Raw genomic sequence first — 19,010 nt, 5'->3', positions numbered from 1 at the left:
ATTTGGTTATTTTTCCCATTACATTGCTTCCGAAATTTGTCTCAGCAAAACACAAATTTTATGAACATTATACTTACAGGTTCCATCGGAAACATTGGAAAACCCCTTACCCAGACTTTAGTACAAAACGGTCATACCATAACAGTCATCAGTAGTCAAGCAGACCGGCAGCCTGCAATTGAAGCACTTGGTGCTCAAGCAGCAATTGGCTCCATGCAGGATGCTTCTTTTCTAGCCAGGACTTTTCAAGGTGCAGATATAGTATATCTTATGGAAACGCTCGATACCGCCGGCGGAGACGAATCTGATGAGGAAGTAGATTTTATTAGTATAATTAGCCAGATCGGGCTTAATTACAAGCAGGCGATCGAACAATCAGGAGTCAAAAAAGTAATCCACCTCAGCAGCATTGGCGCACACATGGATAAGGGCAATGGCTTTTTAGTATTTCACCATAATGTGGAGCATATATTGAAACAGTTGCCTGCTGAAGTATCTATTAAAACTTTACGCCCAGTAGGCTTCTATACCAATATGTTCTCCTTCATTTCAACTATCAAACACAGAGGCGCTATCATCTCTAACTACGGCGGTGATCAAAAAGAACCATGGGTTTCTCCTTTGGACATTGCGTCGGTGATAGCAGAAGAAATTGGACAGTCTTTTGAAGGAAGAACTATGCGTTATATTGCCAGCGACGAGGTGTCACCTAATGAAATTGCCCGGGCGCTTGGAGACGCAATCGGAAAGCCTGACTTGCAGTGGAAAGTCATTTCCGATGAGCAGCTTTTAAATTCTTGGTTAAGCGCCGGGTTTAACCCTCAGATTGCTCAAGGCTTCATAGAAATGCAAGCCAATCAGGGCACTGGCAAATTGTACGAAGACTACTACCGTAATCAACCGGTTTTGGGCAAAGTCAAACTTGCCGGATTTGCGAGAAACTTTGCTGCAGTTTACCAGCAGGAAGAATAAGTTTTATGCCACATAAATAAGATCATCAATGGGTGATTTAGCTTTAATTTCCCTTTGATGATTTTTACGGTTTTGGCTAAATCAAACGCAGATTTGGATAAATCCAGCTAACCAAAACAGCCCATGTTTGTATAAACAAAAGAAAGTTAATTATGCGTGTATTTGTCACCGGAGCCACAGGCTTCATTGGTACTGCCATTGTGCAGGAATTAATAAATGCAGGTCACCAGGTAACGGGACTTGCCCGTTCAGACGCCTCAGCAAAAAAGCTGATCGATGCTGGTGCGGAAGTTCATCGCGGAGACCTCGAAGACCCAGACAGTCTGCGTAGTGGCGCTGCTCAAGCAGACGCCGTTATCCACGCTGGTTTTATTCATGACTTTACCCGGTTTGCGGAGGTTTGCGAGGTGGATAAAGTTGCTATTGAAACTATTGGAGAGGTATTGGCAGGTTCTGATCGCCCGTTTATAGTTACCTCTGGTACAGCTCTGGTTAGCCCGGGAAAGCTCGCTACCGAAGATATCGCGCCTCCAATCGATCCCGCCTGGCCGCGTGCTTCTGAACAAACTGCAGATGCGGTGGCTAAACTGAATGTACGTGCAGCAGCCATTCGCTTATCGCCATCGGTACATAGCGACCAGGATAAACACGGATTTATACCCATATTGTTCAATATAGCCAAAGAAAAAGGAGTGTCAGCTTATATCGGCGATGGACAAAACCGCTGGAATGCTGTACATGTGCTGGATGCCGCTCATTTATTCCGGCTAGCCCTGGAAAACGCTACTCCAGGTACTCGCTATCATGCTTCTGCCGAGGAAGCTATCACACTTAAAACGATAGCAGAAGCCATAGGCAAACAACTGAATATTCCGATAGTTTCGGTAGCGCCTGAAGCAGCAGCTGAACATTTTGGATGGTTCTCGCACATGGCTGCTATTGACTGTCCTGCATCAAGTAAGTGGACACAAGAACATTTAAACTGGCAGCCAACGAACACTACCTTACTTGTTGATATCGAAAACGGCGTTTACACTAAATAAAGCAATGAAAATTATTATAACCGGTTCTTTAGGAAATATCAGCCAACCACTGACAGCAATATTAGTTAGACAGGGGCATACTGTAACCGTGGTCAGCAGTAACCCGGAGAAAAAAACAGCTATCGAAAAATCAGGTGCGGTACCTGCTATTGGCTCGATCTCTGATGTCAACTTTTTGACGCATACATTCAAAAATGCAGATGCTGTTTACGCCATGATACCCTTGAGTTTTACTGAGCCTGATCTGGGTGATTATTTACGGCGGATGGCACAGAATTATGCACAGGCACTCAAGGAAGCTGGTACCAAACGGATCGTGGTCATGAGCGGGTGGGCGGCAGATTTGGTTAAAGCCGAAAACGTCGAACACTTATTTGATGATTTGGACGCTTCCATTACGATCATGCGGCCGGGCTCATTTTATACCAATTTCTATCAATCCATAGACCTCATTAAAGGTAGGGGACTCCTGGGCAAATTCCTGACACTGCGTTACTCCGGCCTGTGGTCCTTGCTCACTGGCAAGACTGGTCTTTTGATGGGAAACTATGGTGGAGATGACCGGGTTGTTTTTGTTTCGCCAGCGGATATAGCAGATGCGGTTGCCCGGGAACTATTATTACTACCTAAAGGGAAAACAATCTGTTACGTGGGCAGCGAGGAAATGACCTGTAATGAAGCCGCAAAGATCATTGGCACAGCGATAGGTAAACCCTGGCTTAAATGGGTGCTGCTCTCGGATAAGGAGATGTTACAAGGGTTGAAGATGGCCAAATTGCCCGAAAAGCTCGCCGGGACACTGGTAGAAATGCAAGCGGCGATGCATAGCGGAAAAACGCTGGAGAATTTTCACAAGAACCAGCCAAAAATGGGTAAAGTCAAACTCGCTGATTTCGCACAAGAGTTCGCTGCAGTTTATCATAAAAAATAACGAAATTAGTATAGCTATGAATAATCACCAGCTTTTTCGCTTCCATACGATTACCGAATATCATCGGGCAGCGGGGCTGCTTAATCCTGCACATCCGCTCATTAGTCTGGTGCATATGGACGAGCTCAACAGGCCACTTGCCGAAGGCTCATTCAGTTTGATCTATGATTTTTATTCGGTCTCCATGAAAAGAGTCAAGAACACTAAATTTAAATATGGCCAGCAGGCCAGTGATTTTGACGACGGTGTATTGTTCTTTATGTCGCCCGGTCAGGTATTTGGGATGGAGATTGAAAAGGGGAGTGTGATACACCGTCCCGAAGGCTGGATGATCCTGATCCATCCTGATTTTTTGTGGAACACACCGCTCGCCAAAACCATTAAACAATACGAATTCTTTAATTACTCGGTTCATGAAGCGCTTTACTTATCTGATAAAGAAGAAACGATGCTCACAACTATTGCGCAAAATATCGAACAAGAGTACAATGCGAATATCGACCGTTTCAGCCAAAGCGTGATCATTGCTCAATTAGAGCTCTTACTTACTTATTCCGAAAGATTCTATCAGCGCCAGTTCATCACCAGAAAGATTACCAGCCACCAAGTATTGACCAAATTGGAAGATCTGCTGACCAATTATTTTAACAGCGGCGCATTGGCTCAAAAAGGGCTGCCCAGTGTGACTTATATTGCCGAGAACTTAAACATCTCACCAGGTTACCTCAGCGGTTTGCTTAAATCCCTTACCGGACAGAATACGCAGCAACATTTGCATAATAAGTTAATTGATCTGGCTAAAGAAAAACTCTCTACTACCAATCTATCGATCAGTGAGATTGCTTACGAATTGGGTTTTGAACATTTGCAATCCTTCAGCAAACTTTTCAAGACCAAGACCAGTTTTTCACCAATGGAGTTCAGGCATTCCTTTAATTAAATGCAGGTCTGTCTTAAAGACTTTTGAAAGGAATGTCCATCAACGCATAATTCTGCCACCCAATAAAATCATAGTGCCACCATTCGTTTTTGATGACCCTGAAACCATATGTCCGCATTGTTCGGATCAGGAAATCCCGGTTGCGGATAATGGCAGATGGTAATTTTTGGTAGGCCGCGGCGGCCTCGGGAGCAAAACTGTCATAGGGGGTGGGCATTGGAACTTCTTTCTTCGTTTTGAAATCGATCAGGGTAAGGTCTACCGCACAGCCGCGGTTGTGCTTCGAACCCTTTGCAGGGTTGGCTACAAAACGTTTATCAGAAGCTCTTTTGTAAAAGGAAACCGTGATAGCGTAAGGACGGTAAGCATCATAAATCTTTAATCCATATCCTCTTTTGCGGAGATCTGCCTGAATTTTTTTCAGCTGTTCTGCAACTGGCTTTCTGGTAAAAGCGCGCGCTTGCGAATACATAACCTGTTTCATGAAATTGTTTGCCGTTGCATATCGAATATCCAGAACCAAATCAGGAATTATTTTTTTGAGCTCTATTAATTCCTGATTTGGATCCCGTGCACAAGTGCTTTGATAGACTTTCAAGGAATTAATCACCTTCAAGCTGATCTTTTGCTGTGCAGACAGGGGATGTGTCAGCAGAGCAAAAAGCAATAATGCAGTTGTTTTTATCATGCTGCTGATCGGATATGACGGATAGTTCAATATCATTTATAATGAATTAAATTAATAATAATAACCTGAACGGATGAAGGTTATACGTTGAAGATAAAAATATTATATTTGATAATATGAATTGAACTTATTATCATTCAGTTGATGTAATCTTATAAAAAATAATTCTATGAAATATTTCTTTTTACTTCTGATAGGAATCACTGTTATCTCTTGTAACTCACAGACAAAAACTGATCTTTTAGCATTAAAATTTGATAAAAATGTATTCAGCATTGTTCAGGGAGATAAGCAATTGAAAAAGGATCAGGATCCTAATCTTGGATTGAGAAATTATACTACAAATAAACCAGATAATTATGTGCTGGGCGGCATTAAACTTAGTACCTATTCTTTTCCAGATGGAAACCTTGCAGATTATAATAATTTGTCTTTGTTTGTTGCGGATAATAATAAACCAAACTATTTAGGGTTTAACTATTCTTGTGTCAATCAAGAAGAAACGAAGTCGATTGTCGACTACTTAAAAAAGACATATCCAAATTACGAGCGAAGAAACACAAAAGGAAATGGCGAATCTTTTTTTTGGGATATACCCACCCTTAATGCATGGATTTTTATATATCAGGGAATCTCGAATGATAAGAACAATAAAAACTTTTTTACTACCAATTTTATTTATGTAAAAAGAGGTACACGGATGGAGAATAGTACTGACCCGAAAGTTATAACGATTAAGGAATATTATAATATGATGTATCCGGATTAATTATATAACCACATAAATGATGTTTAAGTACTCCGCTGCAAATTATTGAAAAGGTAACAATTATGAAATTACTAGTAACAGGCTCATCTGGTAAATTAGGTAGTGTAACTATTAAACTTCTAAGAGATTTTGGTCATGAGGCTATAGGTGTCGATATTGTAGATAGTCTAACGACAAATCTCATTGCTGATGTGAAAAATAAACATCAAGTATTCGAAATGACGAAAGGTATCGATGCAGTTATACATACTGCAGCTTTGCATGGCAGACACATGGATTTAAATTACTCCCGCGAAGATTTTGTAAATACAAATATCAATGGTACGCTGAATCTTTTGAACGCGTGTGTAGCCAATGGTATAAGCAAATTTTTGTTCACCAGTACCACATCTATTTATGGAAAATCTTTAGTAGATAGTAATCAGGCCGTTTGGGTGGATGAAAATTTACCTATACAACCAAGAGATATCTACGACATCACTAAGCAAACATGTGAAGAACTCTGCCGCGAGTTTTTCGAAAAAGAGAGTATACAAGCAACGGTGTACCGTGTCGGCCGTTTTCTTCGTGAACCTGATAACTTAATGTTGAACCATCGGCTTTACAGGGGGCTTGACGAAAGAGATGGAGCTGAAGCATTAAGACTGGCTTTAGATTACAACTTTAAGCAGTTTGAAATTTTTAATATTTCCAGCGGGTCACCTTTTTATAAAGAGGATTTGATTGGATTAAAGCATAATGCACCTATTGTAATTGCTAAATATTATCCTGCGGCAATTGAGTTATATAAACACAATAACTGGAAATTGCCGGAAAGTATTGACAGGGTATATTGCGCTGATAAAGCGAGGCACATATTGAACTATCAGCCTAAATATACTTTTGGATATCTTTTGAATGAACATTTATAAATTATACTGAGCAAGCAAATAGCAAGATTGCAAAAAGACAACAGGTTGTGATTACTCTACCCATTGCCTGTGCTAGTCTGCTTGCGATAGCTTTTCCGATTTCTTTAGTTCTTCCCGTTACCCAGGCAATTTCATCTTTAAATTCTGTGTTTGTTTGGCCATTAGTCGGGGAGATTTATTGAACCTAAAAGGAGTTTTTATTTTTTTTTGAAACTGAGACCTCCACATTCATCCCTGGCCGGATTAAATCTATAATCATCTTTAGATGAAGTGATTTTTATTTTTACAGGGATACGCTGTACTACTTTTACAAAATTTCCCGGAGCGTTGTCAGGAGGCAGTAATGCCATTTTTGCGTCAGTGGTACCTGCAAAATTATATACTTTACCACGAATAAATCAGGATAAGCGTCCACTTTAATCTGAACATCCTGACCACGTCTGATATATTCCATTTGTGTTTCTTTAAAATTAGCAGTTACATATAAACTTTTCTCATCGACCACAGAAAATAACGTTTGTCTGGCCTGTACAAGTTGTCCGTTTTGTACCCTTAAGAGAAAAGGTTATTTCAAAAGGCTATATCCGTGCGGCGTTTAAAAAGAAATACGGTATTAACCTGGGAAAACTGAAATTCTAAAAAGCTTCTGAATAAGCCAGATAGTTTTTATATGAAAACTAAATCAGCTATTCATTTGTAATGTATGTTTAAGGAAATGATGATATTATAAACTGGGCAATGGCAGTAAATCTCTTTGCTTACTTGTGATAGCTGATTCTATTTTTATATAAATGACAGGTAATCAACAATTTGAAGTAATTAAATCTCTATTGGGAGACTCAGGAACCTATTATCTTATAGCGGTAGATATGAATTCTAACTATAGCTATATAAATAGACGGTATGCAGACATTTTTAAACCTATCCATGGAGATCTTGTCGGTAAGCACTACGCCATAACTATGCATCCTGATGATCAGCAAACCTGTCAAATTGTTTCAGAAATGGCCTTTAACAATCCTGATTTGGTTTTTCCGGCAACTATTCGTAAATATGATGGACATGGCGGATTCATTATTACACGATGGGAGTACAAGGCTGTTTTTGATGATACAGGGATTCCTGCCGGAATTTATTGTATTGGTCATGATATCACAGAACTGATGAAAATTACCAGTGAACTCCAGCAGGTGAAAATAAGTCACTCTCATTTAGTACGACGGCATGTCGCAAATTTAATTGGACTTGGCAAAATAATGCAAAGTAGTACTGAGATTGGTGACATGCAAGATGCCGCAAAGATGATTATTCAAAGTGCAACCAACCTGGATGAGGTTATGAAAGAACTTTATAAATAATTTGTGTTTAGTCAAATTACAACATTTTTCACCTTTTACAAAAATGGTTGGTATATTTTTGCCGATTTATCAAATGCGTCAGCCACTTTTAATATTTTCATAGCCCCATCCTCGATCGGTCACTGTTAAAGTTGAGAATGATGAGCTATCCAGACAAGGGCAATATGCCCTGTCAGCGCTTTCCATATAGCAATCAAGTCATTTGTGAAGTTACTTCAACTTTACCTTTCTCTTTCGCAATTTTCTTATCTCCCCATTCTTTCAAATAGGTTATAAAAGGAATAAGTTCCAATCCGGTTTCCGACAAAGAATATTCCACCATAGGTGGTACCTGGTGATAGACTTTTCTGATAATTAAATCATCTTTTTCCAACTCCCTTAAGGTTTGTGTTAACATTTTGGTTGTCACATCTGCTAAAATCCTTCCCAACTCTCCAAACCGTATAACTTTATGCTCATTTAAAGACCATAAAATCCTGCCTTTATATTTGCCACCAATCCTTCTAAATGCATAATCCACTGAACAAGTTGGTGAGTCAGAACATTTCCTTGTCATTTTTGCCATTTCTGTAATATTAATATACTGATAATCAGTTTACTTACTTTTTGGTAGCTAGGCTACTAAAAAGTAGGTACTTTCCATAAAGATATATACAATTTAGTTTTGTAGTCTACTAAAGATTAATCAAATGACATTGAAATTAAAAGATAAAGTTGCTATAGTAACCGGAGCATCAAAAGGGATAGGCGCAGGTATTGCCAAAGCATATGCCTTGGCCGGAGCGAAAGTGGTTGTAAACTATGCTAAGGACAAAATCAGAGCTACGAAAATTGCTGATGAAATTGTGGCGCTTGGCGGTAAAGCAATTGCTGTTCAAGCCGATGTATCAAAAGCGACGGATGTTGAAAGGCTATTTAATGAAACCATAAAAACGTTTAATAAAGTAGACATCCTGGTCAATAACGCTGGTATTTATGATATTGTTATGCTCGAAGCTATTACAGTAGAACTTTTGCAGGCTAATATCAACACCAATTTAATAGGTGCTATCCTTTGTGCACAAAAAGCAGCTGAGGTTATGGAAAAGGATGGGGGTAATATTATTAATATTAGCTCTACTGTAAGTATAAACCCTATGCCAGGTACGCTAATCTATGCTGCAACAAAGGCAGCTATAGATAACGTAACTAAAGTACTTGCGAAAGAGCTAGGGCCAAAAAAGATAAGAGTCAATACAATATCGCCTGGTATAACCGAGACAGAAGGTGCTCATGAACAGGGTTTTATAGGGGGTGAGTGGGAAGCGCAACTTCTTGCGCAAATTCCATTAGGCCGGATAGCACAGCCCGTTGACATTGCCAAAGTTGCTGTTTTCTTAGCATCAGATGATGCTGGATGGGTGACTGGAGAAAGAATTCAAGTTTCTGGTGGACAATTATAAATAAATAAAAGTAGATGAAATTAAAAGACAAAGTGGCGGTCATTACCGGATCGTCAAAAGGAATTGGCGCTGGGATAGCTAAAGAATATGCAATAGAAGGTGCCAAAGTAGTGGTGAATTATTCATCCAGTAAAGAATCAGCAGATAAAGTTGTCGAAGAGATTATCCAAAATGGTGGAACAGCTATCGCAATACAGGCAGATATTTCAAAGATTACTGACATAAAAAAACTCTTTGAGGAGACTAAAAAAGCTTATGGCAGGTTAGATATCTTAGTCAACAATGCAAGTGTATGGAGGTATGAAAAATTAGAGGACATCAGTGAAGAAACCTTTCACTTACAGATTAATACCGGTCTTATGGCGCATATGTTTTGCGCACAACAAGCTGTGGCTATGTTTGGTGGAAGCGGAGGAAGTATCATTAACTTAAGTTCCACTATAAGTTTGAATCCAATACCAGGTACATTGATTTATTGCGCTATTAAAGCTGCTGTCGATAGTCTGGCAAAAACACTTGCTAAAGAACTTGGACCCCGAAATATAAGAGTCAATACCATAGCTCCAGGTATGACAGAATCAGAAGGTTCTACTGCAGATGGGAGACCTGGTAGTGAGATGGAAAAACAATTTCTTGCTTTGACACCACTAGGACGTATTGGGCTACCGATAGATATTGCAAAAGTTGCAGTTTTCCTGGCCTCAAACGATGCTGGATGGGTTACCGGCGAAAGAATTACTGTTTCAGGTGGCTTATTATAATCGTTTAGCAGTATCAAAAAGAGAAGGTTTGCCGAAGAGCTTAGCATAGCAAAGAACAATAACCTCTCTCTATTTATCATAGAGAGGGGTTATTGTCTTTGCTAATTTTAATTAAAACTCTCTTCAGTAATATGGAGATCAAACTCTTCCAAACGGCTCATGATATTAGCTGTTGACACAATAGTTTCAGGAAGATATATACCACCTTGCTGCGGAGCAGATTGGCCACCTAAACCAAATATCCCTTCCGTTATTAGAAATACACCAACGGCGGTTAAATGAGATACTCCTTTTGGATCAGAAATTACAGCCCGTAGCTTAGTTTTTTCTCCAGATAACAAGACACCTTCAATATCAATATACAGATCATGAGAGGCTGCCAGCCCATTTTTACTACCTATGGATTTCCCTGTAACGAAATCAAAGCGAATATTTTTGGCATTAGTAAAAGCAGCAATGCTTGGTACATCAAGTGTACTCATAGGATAACCGGTAATTGATGAATAATCAGTTAAACGAATTGTTCTGGCATTCTCTTTCGCGTCTACAAACTGCCAATTTCCATTTTGTCGCATTAATGCTCTGCCAACAAAGCTATCAACCTGACTCGCTACCAGGGGCCCAACAGGATCTAGCTCGTCATACAATCCGGCAGTTTCCACGCTGGTTATTTCGCTGAACCTGGCTGCTAGTTGTTTAGCAGCGAGTGTTATTATTCCTGCCTGCCAATGCGCCGCCAAAACAACAGGAGCGGAAAAAGTTTGATGCAGAGAAAGAAATACGGTCGGGGAAATATCCTCCGCCAGTTCAGTAATAGTAATACAAGCAATTCCATTCGAGACCGCAGTTTCCCTCAAAATGTTCTTATAATCCTCCACTGCTATAATGATAAGATCTAAAGCGCCATAAAGACTCAGTTCAAAACCATCTTCCAAATTAAGATAAGCAGTTTCTGCATTCGTCAATTCTTTAGCGAGCACTTCTCCATTCTGAGGATTTCTCCCAGCTAGAATTAATTTAATGGATTCATATTCTTTCCTGATCAGACGTGCAATGTTGGTTCCTACAAGTCCATAACCGCCAACAATTAAAATACGTTTTTTGTGTAATTCCATGAGATTATTTTAAAATATCATATAGGTCACATGACCTACTCAGGTAAATATAGGTCATGTGACCCATATGATGGATGTACTATTATTTTTCTTTATTTTTGAATGACAAATGGATAAAAAAGAGGAAAGGTTAAATCAAATTATAGTCGCAACAATAGATATTCTTAGTAAAGAAGGAGCAGACCAGCTTTCTATGAGGAAAGTTGCGAAAGCCGCAAATCTTTCTTTAAGTAATCTTCAATATTATTATAGAGATAAGAATTTGCTGTTAATAGCAACAGTAGAACAATATTTTCAATCGTGCAAAGTAGAAGTAACACATACTTTGAACGCGTTAAAAGCCGAAAGTACGCCTTCAATTGAAGTGTTTTTAGAGAAACTATTGAACTTACTGCTATTAAATGGTAAGTCTAATAATCAAACCATGATGTTTCAGGAGATATGGGCCTTGTCATCAAGAAATGATGAACTTAAACAAGCTGTAGAAACCTACTATAGAAATTATTGTACCTGGATGGTAGCGCTCATCGCTGCATTCTCTAAGCAACCTGAAGAAGTAGTAAGTTTGCTTGTACCCTATGCAGAAGGTTATACGATTGTAGGTACTGTGCTTCCTTTGAATAAAGAAAGTATCATTAAGCTATTAGTGAAACTAGTCTTAAAGATGTAAAACTATTTCACTAATAGCTAAGCTGGCTTAGTAACCAGGCGGGTTTAATAATGTTCTGCCTTGATTAAAGATTTTTATCTTTTGTAGCGGTAACTATTTCAGAAGTATGTGCAAAGTTGCCCTTGCGCCATCCATTGTTAGTAGCATCAGTGTTGGTAATATATGCACCCGTTTTGGTGTCTAAAATAACCACTCCATTTACTCCTACAGCTGTCTGATATCTTCCAACTGGTTCAGCACCATCCTGTTTGAAACTAAAAGCGCCGAATAATAGTGTTGCGATAAAAAGGCCAATTGTAACCGATTTAATGTCAATTGAATACTTCATAAGATTTAAGTTTAATTTGTGTGATAAAACTAATATACAAAATTGACAGCAAATTAATCAGAAACAGTCCAGGTAATCAATAGCTGATTAATTGCAGCGATCCACCCATTGCGATAAATCCCGTTTTTTTAATATTGCAGTATACTTGAGCTGTTTAGCTGAAGGGCAAACAGTTGCCTGGAAATTTGATTGGGACATTTTGTCGGTGTACTCAACAGCAAAAACAGGCTTGTTCAATTTGATGTAGCCAGACAACTGATTCTGCCAACCCTGCGCGAAAGCATCTTCTGTTAAAGCCCAGTCAAATTTAGAGGCATAATCCGCTGTTAATTCTTTGACATTTTTCTGTCCAATAGATAATCCGTTGCTATGTGCCAAACTGATCAGGTAATCTGCATATTTTCTGGTATCAGCTAACTGAATGTTAAAACCAGGATCATTATCATAACTATCCATATTGTCTGGTTCAATACCGTCAAATCCTTTTTTTAAGATCATATTTATTCTGGAGTTTAGCCAAGGTTTAAGCTTGTCTATCTGGCGGATATCCAGCCACTTTTCTTTTGGCCATTCAGGATATTGCTTTCCAATAACCTCAGCAGGAATTAACGAAGCATCATTGCGATCATTTTCAATAGTTCCGACCGACAGATAGGCAATTACCTTTTTTCCTTTGGCGTGCAAAGCTGCTACCGTCTCCGCACTGGTTGTAAAGGCATCTACATCTACTACATCGGCCGAAAAACTTGATGCGCTATTAATATCATCAAGCTGCCAGTCAAAACTAACACCCGCAGCAGGTTGCCACCAGGATGTCTTGTTCCCAGCAGGTTGCGAGGGGTCATTTGGAGATGCATCAACGTCCCTGTCTTTTTTGCATGCTACAGCTATGGTCGTAACTGCAACTAATAATAAAATTGATTTTTGATAATTCATTGTGTGTGTTTATTATGATTTTAAACATTCTAAACGGAAAAATATATTGGTTATTGTAATAGAATAGTTACATAAAATCTAATTGTTTCAAAGCGAAAAACAGCTGAAATGACAATGCTAAAAGGAATAAATTGAAAATTGACAGGATAATTATTATACCAGATAATCATTATAAAGGTAGGGAGTTAAGCTCTTCAGACACCTTTTTTAAGGTATTTCTGACTGAGAACAATGGTAACGATTGTGCACACAATAGCAGCAATAATACTTACCGTTATAGTATGTAAAATCGCAACTCCGCCATTTGCTGCAATAGCGCCAAAAACAGCCACCCCAATTGCACCAGCCGCCTGTCTAACCGTATTCAAAGCTGCAGAGGCAGTTCCTGAAAGTGTTTTGTCAACGCTGGAAAGAATACCAGTAGTCATCGACGGAACAGCAAGGCCCATACCTAAAGAAATAAGCAGGAATGGAATTGATAATTGCCAGAAAGAAGTATGCATACCAGCTGTAAACAGGCCTGAAAATCCAACTGCAAAAAGCGTTAGTCCTATCAGAATAGGGGTACGCAGACCATAACGGTTAATGATATTGCCGCTTAATAGATTAGAGATCACAAATCCGGCAGTCAAAGGTAAAAAGGCGAGGCCGGCTGTAAGCGGGGGATAGTGTAATATATTTTGCAAATAGAGGCTTAATATGAAAACCGTTCCATAGTAAAAACCATTGAGCACTGCGCCTAAAACTAACAATACATTGAACGAAACTGAATTAAAAAGATTCAATGGCAACATTGGATAACTCGCTTTATTTTCAATGATCAGAAAAGCAATAAAGGAGGCCCCGCCAAGCAATAAGCTACCATAAATTAATGGGTGGGTGAAGCCCAGTTTAGACCACTCAATCACTGCTGCAATCAGCAGCGTAATGGAAAGCATCCAGGCAACTTGTCCCGGTATATCAAATTTTCTAACAAGGGTTGGTTTAGTTTGTTTTTTAAGAAAAAAAGTAAGCAGGATGCCCGCAAGGCAGATAGGAGCATTGATGAAAAATATAAAACGCCAGTTGCTAAGTTTAATAAGTACCCCGCCAACTATTGGCCCCGCTGCAATGGCGGCACTTCCTGCTGCTGTCCACAAACCAATAGCTTTAGCTCTTTTGTTTGGTGTGTCAGCAAAGGTCTGGTTCAAAATAGCCAATGAACTAGGAATCATCGTTGCTGCACCAACACCTTGAAATACCCTTGCAGCAATCAATAGAAATGGGCTGGTCGCTAATCCACAAGCTATTGATGAGATCCCGAAAATGACCAAGCCAATCTGAAAGAGACGCTGGGCTCCAAAAAGATCACTTAAGTTTCCAGCAGATAACATCAGCACAGCAAAGGCAAGTGTATAGCCATCCACTATCCACTGCAAAATATTGATATCGACCTTATAAGTATCAGCAATTTGTGGTAGTGCAATATTTACAATGGAAACATCAAGCTGCGCAACGACAAAAGCAAGGCTGGTTATTACTATTGTTAAACCATAGGCTGGTGTCTGAGAAGATAATGTTGTCGGTTTGTTTAAACTCATTGTACTGAAAGATAAAATGTCGTCCTTTTTAATTTTACAAAGCTGAACAGAAAATGGCGTTTTACAATTGTCAATTGACAAAACACAGGATAAATACTTAAAATAGGCTCATCCAGCATTAATCTCTCTCATTGTAATTTATAAAAATAAAAAAGTGTGAACCAAATCCCGGATTACTTTCAAACCCTATTCTCCCGCCTTGCCGCTCTATAAACTCCTTGCATAATACCAAGCCTAAGCCAATTCCTCTTTCATTATCCGTACCAAATTCAGGTTCGGATTTAATAGAAAAAATATTTTCCTGTTTATCCAGCGGAATCCCTTTCCCATTGTCGCTAATACTTATTTTACATTCATCAGATAACACTTCGGCTTTGATCGTAACCTGTCCTCCATGCGGAGTGAATTTCAACGCATTGCTGATCAGGTTGCGTACTACCAGCTGGAGCATATTTACATCAGCAATGACTTCTAGTGCAGGAGGGATCTGATAATTCAAGGATATGTTTTTTTTTAAGGCATGGATACTTTCCATTTCTATTGTAGCCTGTAGTATTGTCATCAAATTCACAACAACCAGATCTACACTAGGGCCTTCCATCTGCGACTTAGACCAACGCAATAAATTGGTAAGCATTTCCATCGTATTGTTCGTAGATTTAAGCAATCCCTTTTCTAATAATAGCCGGTCTTCTGGATCTACTACACTTGTATTTAATAACTCCAGGTAGCCTTGTATGTTCAGGAGTGGAGTCCTCATGTCGTGTGAAATGATGGACATCAGTGTTTGCACTGCTATTGTTTTTTCTTCCGTAGCTTTTCGCTCTTTATCATAACTCCGCCTCATGAATTTGATGACGATATAAATTGTGATTACGGGTATAGGAAATGCCGTAATCCGGTCAATAAACTGCCCTTTTCCTGCAGTAAATGGATGTTTTACTAAAAAAGGATAATAATATTCAAGAAAATGTAATGCCAGGAAGCATGATAAATAAATGACTAACCATTTGATATGCTGGTGATACGGAGAAATTGTAAATACTAATAATAGATAAGCTGGCCATATCAGGTCCGTAGATCCATTGATTCCTGAATTAGCAAAGTAATTAAAGCCTAAAATTAAAACACCTACTAAACCGAATAATGTACTGTTATGTGCTTTACCATGAAACCTGGAATAATAGTACTGATGCGAAAAGAATAAACCAAGTATAAAAGTGGACAATGCAGCGATATAAAGACCTGCATATATATCATATGGCACATATAAACAAGCCAAAGCGATCAGGCCAGTACAGATAGAATGAAATATTCTACTTTCTAAAGAGAACGTTGCCGGACTCCCTATCAGTTCAACCCAGAAAGCATTTTTTTTTGAAAAGTGATCATTTAGAATACTGAAATTGAATTTTGGCATGAAGAAATATAAGCTACAATGACTGTCAAAATTAGAATTTTAGTTTACAAAACCTATGGCTTTTACTATTATATAGTATTCTTCTGGAATATGGCTGATAATGCCGCTGACTACACTATATAATGATGCTAAATTCTCAATACTATTACAACATCCCGCGATTCGGATATAGCTAATCATTCATTTCCAATGACCTTTTATATCAAAAAAAACAATGTTTATGAAACCAATTTTTGGCTCATCTTCTAGCGACTATCTAAAATAAGATTAAAGTTTCACCTTTAGAATTTAGACGGTCGTTTAGCTGGTGTAAGCACAAAGAGCTGATGCTATACCATTAAAATCTTCGTACTGCCTGACAGGTGTGAATTTACAACTCATCGTTATCAGGCAGCATGAGTTGTTTGATTAATTTAAAGTGGTTGTGCCAGACCATGCTTGATTACTTACAATATCTGTTAAATAAAATGCTATTGTTTTGTTAATAGGTTGTCCACTTGTCCAGGTTACTAACAGACTGCTTTGTCCTCCAAGATCTAATATCGTGTTCTTAGGAACAGTAATACTTATTTGATCGCCAATGCTCAAATCCAATATAGACTGACCACCATTATTTGTAACCACACTTTGTCCAGTATTCAGATTTTTAATCGTTGCCCTTTCAACTGGCACAACTATTCCTGAAGATGCTAGTTTTCTTGTCAGTGTAGTAGAAATACTAACTCTTGTTTGACTTTGAACTCTCATTTTTGGAAGTTCATGGGTTTTTTCTCTCTTTGTAGTGGCACTTGTTAATACTACTGCCAGTGCTACAAAGCAAAAATAAAAATGTGTTTTCATTTTAAGTTTTTTTTAGGTTTAAAATATTTACTACAAGTTATTTAAAAATTATTTTATTATAGTATTTATTTCATTACTCATGCAGGGCGTTGTTTTTCGTGCATTAAATACGCACCTGGCATTAGCTACTACCAATTTTTATTTCTAACTTATTTATCAATAGTTGAAATTATGCCTTATATACAAATAGAAGTCACCAAACATTACCCTACAGAGACTAAAAAACAATTAGCAAAAGCCATAGGAGAAGTTTACTCAAAGATCATGCAGGCGAGTGTGAAAAGAATAACAGTGACCATCAGAGAGCTAGGCGAGGGGAGTATTTGGAGATGCGGTGAGGACGATCCGGTACCCGCAGCAATTATGATGTGCGATATCCGTGAAGGACGTTCGAGGGAAACCAGGGAAATCCTGTCAAAAAAACTGATTGAAATCTGTAATGAGATTCTGGAACTGGAAGTAAATCAACTAAATATTGAATTCACTCAGCATTCCGGAGACGAAATGTATCATCAGTGGATGGGCCATCTAAGTAAAGACTGGTCCACAGACGAGGATTAATGATTTTTCCTCTTTTGAACCGTTTGGAATTTCCGAACACCTTTTAAGAACCCGGCGTCAGACAATTTCTCCTGATCAAAGCGGCTCAAATTGTTGATTTAATAATTGAAAAATTAATCATCAAGTCGTTCAACTCTTCAGTAAAATCAAAATAATTTGTAATTAAATGAATAATCATTTAGTTTTGAAAGATTATTAGATTATGCGGATCAGAGATATTAACAAACAACAATTAGTAAAGGAAAAAGCGATAGAAATCATCGTAAAACACGGTTTGGAAGGCTTTACTATTAATAAACTGGCAAAAGCCTGTGGTGTTTCGGTAGGCACACCTTACGTTTATTACAAAGATAAGGACGACCTTATTCTAAAGATAGTATTGGATGAAGGCGCAAAAATGGAAGACGCGATCAATAAGGATTTCGATCCAGACGCTTCATTGGAAGAGGGGTTGCGGATACAATGGCGCAACCGGTTCGACTATATGATGAAAAACCCGTTGCTGGGACAGTTTTTCGATCAGATCAGCAGTTCAACATACCATCAGCAATTTCTTGAAATGTTTACAAGCAGTACAGGTGCGTTCTTAAATAAGTTCAAAGAAAATATGGGACGTTTCATCAGTAACACTGTCATTCGGGGCGAAATGGATGACTTGCCCATAGATGTTTACTGGTCAATTGCATTTGGCCCGTTATATACTTTAATGCGCTTTCACCAACAAGGACGCAGTATAACAGGTGCTACGTTTCAGATTAATGAAGAGCTGGTATGGATCACCTTTAAATTAGCACTGAAGGCTTTGAAAAAATAGCCATTCTAATAACAAGTATTATAAATATAAAAAATATGATAAATTCCTTTTTGATGATAGGCCAGTCAAATATGGCTGGACGGGGATATTTGAAAGATGTTAAGCAGATCTATGATGAAAAGATCAAAATGCTGGTGAATGGGCGCTGGCAAACAATGACAGAACCAATTAATTTTGACAGGCCCAGTTCCGGTATAGGACTTGCGGCAACATTCGCCGGTGCCTGGAGATTAAAAAATGATCAGGAAGAAATCGGTTTTATACCATGTGCTGACGGAGGTACCAGCCTGGATGACTGGGCAGTTGGGGGCGTACTCTTTGAAAACGCTCTGTTCCAGGCAAAGCTTGCCCTAAGGAGGAGTAAATTGAGTGGGATCTTATGGCATCAGGGAGAAAATGATAGTTTTTGCGGGCTTTCCGCTCTTTATTATGATAAGTTGAGTATTATCGTTGATGCATTTCGCCATGAACTTGACGCACCAGCTATTCCATTTATTATCGGCGGCCTTGGCGATTTTTTAAGCGGTGGCAGGTACGGTAAATATTTTACAGAATATAACCAGGTTAATGATGCCCTTCAGAAATTCGCTGAAACAAAACCGAACTGCTATTTTGTAACAGCCAATGGGTTAACAGCTAACGCAGATGGGCTTCATTTTGACGCGGTATCGCAGCGCAGGTTTGGAATCCGGTATTTCGACTCATTTTTCGGGAAGAAAAATATTCTGGCACCACTAGCCAGCGAGGATGAATTAATCGAAACCATACAGAACAGGCCTTTAACGAAAAAAGAACAGGGTGCATTGTTAGAGATTGACTTTGCCTGCGGCAAAATTTCATTAGCTGATCTGGAAGAAAAGTTGGGCAATATTTAAAGGAGCTATTGTTATTACCACAGGGCTATTCCTGTGGTAATTTATTGCCATCGGAT

22 protein-coding genes are annotated in these 19,010 nt (G+C 38.8%); 13 read left to right on the top strand and 9 right to left on the bottom strand.

Features of this window, described 5'->3' with window-relative positions:
* Nucleotides 1-60 precede the first annotated feature (60 nt).
* The 4 genes from ABIB30_RS02980 to ABIB30_RS02965 all read left to right on the top strand — a co-directional run bounded on the left by ABIB30_RS02980 (nucleotide 61) and on the right by ABIB30_RS02965 (nucleotide 3,886).
* Nucleotides 61-972 carry an SDR family oxidoreductase gene (locus ABIB30_RS02980; RefSeq protein ID WP_354299266.1) on the top strand — a complete coding sequence of 304 codons (912 nt, stop codon included), beginning with the start codon at nucleotides 61-63 and terminating at the stop codon, nucleotides 970-972.
* Nucleotides 973-1,124: 152 nt separating this feature from the next.
* Nucleotides 1,125-2,015, top strand: a complete 891-nt coding sequence (locus tag ABIB30_RS02975; RefSeq protein WP_354299265.1) for an SDR family oxidoreductase — start codon at nucleotides 1,125-1,127, stop codon at nucleotides 2,013-2,015.
* Nucleotides 1,984-2,946: an SDR family oxidoreductase gene (locus ABIB30_RS02970; RefSeq protein WP_354299264.1), complete on the top strand. Its 963-nt coding sequence runs from the start codon at nucleotides 1,984-1,986 to the stop codon at nucleotides 2,944-2,946. Before ABIB30_RS02975 ends, ABIB30_RS02970 begins: the two co-directional genes overlap by 32 nt.
* Nucleotides 2,947-2,962: 16 nt before the next feature.
* Nucleotides 2,963-3,886: a helix-turn-helix domain-containing protein gene (locus ABIB30_RS02965; protein WP_354299263.1), complete on the top strand. Its 924-nt coding sequence runs from the start codon at nucleotides 2,963-2,965 to the stop codon at nucleotides 3,884-3,886.
* A gap of 13 nt (nucleotides 3,887-3,899) precedes the next feature.
* On the opposite strand, the gene ABIB30_RS02960 is transcribed toward ABIB30_RS02965, so the two are convergent.
* Nucleotides 3,900-4,574, bottom strand: a complete 675-nt coding sequence (locus ABIB30_RS02960) for a M15 family metallopeptidase (protein ID WP_354299262.1) — start codon at nucleotides 4,572-4,574, stop codon at nucleotides 3,900-3,902.
* A gap of 169 nt (nucleotides 4,575-4,743) precedes the next feature.
* Here ABIB30_RS02960 and ABIB30_RS02955 point away from each other — a divergent pair, with 169 nt between their 5' ends.
* Complete coding sequence (locus ABIB30_RS02955; protein WP_354299261.1) at nucleotides 4,744-5,343, top strand: hypothetical protein; 600 nt, start codon at nucleotides 4,744-4,746, stop codon at nucleotides 5,341-5,343.
* A gap of 62 nt (nucleotides 5,344-5,405) precedes the next feature.
* On the top strand, nucleotides 5,406-6,254 hold the full coding sequence (locus ABIB30_RS02950; RefSeq protein ID WP_354299260.1) for an NAD-dependent epimerase/dehydratase family protein: 849 nt from the start codon (nucleotides 5,406-5,408) through the stop codon (nucleotides 6,252-6,254).
* A gap of 307 nt (nucleotides 6,255-6,561) precedes the next feature.
* On the opposite strand, the gene ABIB30_RS27265 is transcribed toward ABIB30_RS02950, so the two are convergent.
* Nucleotides 6,562-6,708, bottom strand: coding sequence for a hypothetical protein (locus ABIB30_RS27265; RefSeq protein WP_502931077.1), 147 nt, complete (start codon nucleotides 6,706-6,708; stop codon nucleotides 6,562-6,564).
* A gap of 337 nt (nucleotides 6,709-7,045) precedes the next feature.
* On the opposite strand from ABIB30_RS27265, the gene ABIB30_RS02940 reads away from it, so the two are divergent.
* Nucleotides 7,046-7,612 (top strand): PAS domain-containing protein, encoded by a 567-nt coding sequence (locus ABIB30_RS02940; RefSeq protein ID WP_354299259.1) that lies wholly within the window; start codon nucleotides 7,046-7,048, stop codon nucleotides 7,610-7,612.
* 193 nt (nucleotides 7,613-7,805) lie between these two features.
* Here the strand turns inward: ABIB30_RS02940 and ABIB30_RS02935 are convergent, their stop codons facing one another.
* Nucleotides 7,806-8,177 carry a winged helix-turn-helix transcriptional regulator gene (locus ABIB30_RS02935; protein WP_354299258.1) on the bottom strand — a complete coding sequence of 124 codons (372 nt, stop codon included), beginning with the start codon at nucleotides 8,175-8,177 and terminating at the stop codon, nucleotides 7,806-7,808.
* 124 nt (nucleotides 8,178-8,301) lie between these two features.
* Between ABIB30_RS02935 and ABIB30_RS02930 the strand changes: the two genes are divergently transcribed.
* Together ABIB30_RS02930 and ABIB30_RS02925 are read left to right on the top strand one after the other, a co-directional pair.
* The gene (locus tag ABIB30_RS02930; protein ID WP_354299257.1) at nucleotides 8,302-9,054 is read left to right on the top strand and encodes an SDR family NAD(P)-dependent oxidoreductase; all 753 of its coding nucleotides are present in this window, start codon (nucleotides 8,302-8,304) and stop codon (nucleotides 9,052-9,054) included.
* A gap of 14 nt (nucleotides 9,055-9,068) precedes the next feature.
* Nucleotides 9,069-9,815 (top strand): SDR family NAD(P)-dependent oxidoreductase, encoded by a 747-nt coding sequence (locus tag ABIB30_RS02925; protein WP_354299256.1) that lies wholly within the window; start codon nucleotides 9,069-9,071, stop codon nucleotides 9,813-9,815.
* A gap of 107 nt (nucleotides 9,816-9,922) precedes the next feature.
* On the opposite strand, the gene ABIB30_RS02920 is transcribed toward ABIB30_RS02925, so the two are convergent.
* The gene (locus ABIB30_RS02920) at nucleotides 9,923-10,930 is read right to left on the bottom strand and encodes a hypothetical protein (RefSeq protein WP_354299255.1); all 1,008 of its coding nucleotides are present in this window, start codon (nucleotides 10,928-10,930) and stop codon (nucleotides 9,923-9,925) included.
* A gap of 109 nt (nucleotides 10,931-11,039) precedes the next feature.
* Between ABIB30_RS02920 and ABIB30_RS02915 the strand changes: the two genes are divergently transcribed.
* A complete protein-coding gene (locus tag ABIB30_RS02915) occupies nucleotides 11,040-11,600 on the top strand; it encodes a TetR/AcrR family transcriptional regulator (RefSeq protein WP_354299254.1) in 561 nt (186 codons plus the stop codon).
* A 64-nt stretch (nucleotides 11,601-11,664) separates the two neighbouring features.
* Here the strand turns inward: ABIB30_RS02915 and ABIB30_RS02910 are convergent, their stop codons facing one another.
* The 5 genes from ABIB30_RS02910 to ABIB30_RS02890 form a co-directional block, all read right to left on the bottom strand.
* On the bottom strand, nucleotides 11,665-11,928 hold the full coding sequence (locus ABIB30_RS02910; protein WP_068399623.1) for a hypothetical protein: 264 nt from the start codon (nucleotides 11,926-11,928) through the stop codon (nucleotides 11,665-11,667).
* A gap of 87 nt (nucleotides 11,929-12,015) precedes the next feature.
* A complete protein-coding gene (locus ABIB30_RS02905; protein WP_354299253.1) occupies nucleotides 12,016-12,864 on the bottom strand; it encodes an endo alpha-1,4 polygalactosaminidase in 849 nt (282 codons plus the stop codon).
* Nucleotides 12,865-13,058: 194 nt separating this feature from the next.
* On the bottom strand, nucleotides 13,059-14,444 hold the full coding sequence (locus ABIB30_RS02900) for an MFS transporter (RefSeq protein WP_354299252.1): 1,386 nt from the start codon (nucleotides 14,442-14,444) through the stop codon (nucleotides 13,059-13,061).
* Nucleotides 14,445-14,562: 118 nt separating this feature from the next.
* Complete coding sequence (locus ABIB30_RS02895) at nucleotides 14,563-15,864, bottom strand: sensor histidine kinase (protein ID WP_354299251.1); 1,302 nt, start codon at nucleotides 15,862-15,864, stop codon at nucleotides 14,563-14,565.
* Nucleotides 15,865-16,272: 408 nt separating this feature from the next.
* Nucleotides 16,273-16,704 carry a hypothetical protein gene (locus tag ABIB30_RS02890; protein ID WP_354299250.1) on the bottom strand — a complete coding sequence of 144 codons (432 nt, stop codon included), beginning with the start codon at nucleotides 16,702-16,704 and terminating at the stop codon, nucleotides 16,273-16,275.
* 171 nt (nucleotides 16,705-16,875) lie between these two features.
* Here ABIB30_RS02890 and ABIB30_RS02885 point away from each other — a divergent pair, with 171 nt between their 5' ends.
* The 3 genes from ABIB30_RS02885 (at nucleotide 16,876) to ABIB30_RS02875 (ending at nucleotide 18,954) form a co-directional block, all read left to right on the top strand.
* Nucleotides 16,876-17,265: a tautomerase family protein gene (locus ABIB30_RS02885; RefSeq protein ID WP_354299249.1), complete on the top strand. Its 390-nt coding sequence runs from the start codon at nucleotides 16,876-16,878 to the stop codon at nucleotides 17,263-17,265.
* A gap of 202 nt (nucleotides 17,266-17,467) precedes the next feature.
* Complete coding sequence (locus ABIB30_RS02880; RefSeq protein WP_354299248.1) at nucleotides 17,468-18,079, top strand: TetR/AcrR family transcriptional regulator; 612 nt, start codon at nucleotides 17,468-17,470, stop codon at nucleotides 18,077-18,079.
* A gap of 35 nt (nucleotides 18,080-18,114) precedes the next feature.
* A complete protein-coding gene (locus ABIB30_RS02875) occupies nucleotides 18,115-18,954 on the top strand; it encodes a sialate O-acetylesterase (RefSeq protein ID WP_354299247.1) in 840 nt (279 codons plus the stop codon).
* The last annotated feature ends 56 nt before the right edge of the window (nucleotides 18,955-19,010 follow it).

It is taken from the genome of Pedobacter sp. UYP1, from assembly GCF_040547305.1.
In the GTDB taxonomy this organism is placed as follows: domain Bacteria; phylum Bacteroidota; class Bacteroidia; order Sphingobacteriales; family Sphingobacteriaceae; genus Pedobacter.
This window is presented reverse-complemented; position numbering and strand designations above follow the sequence as displayed.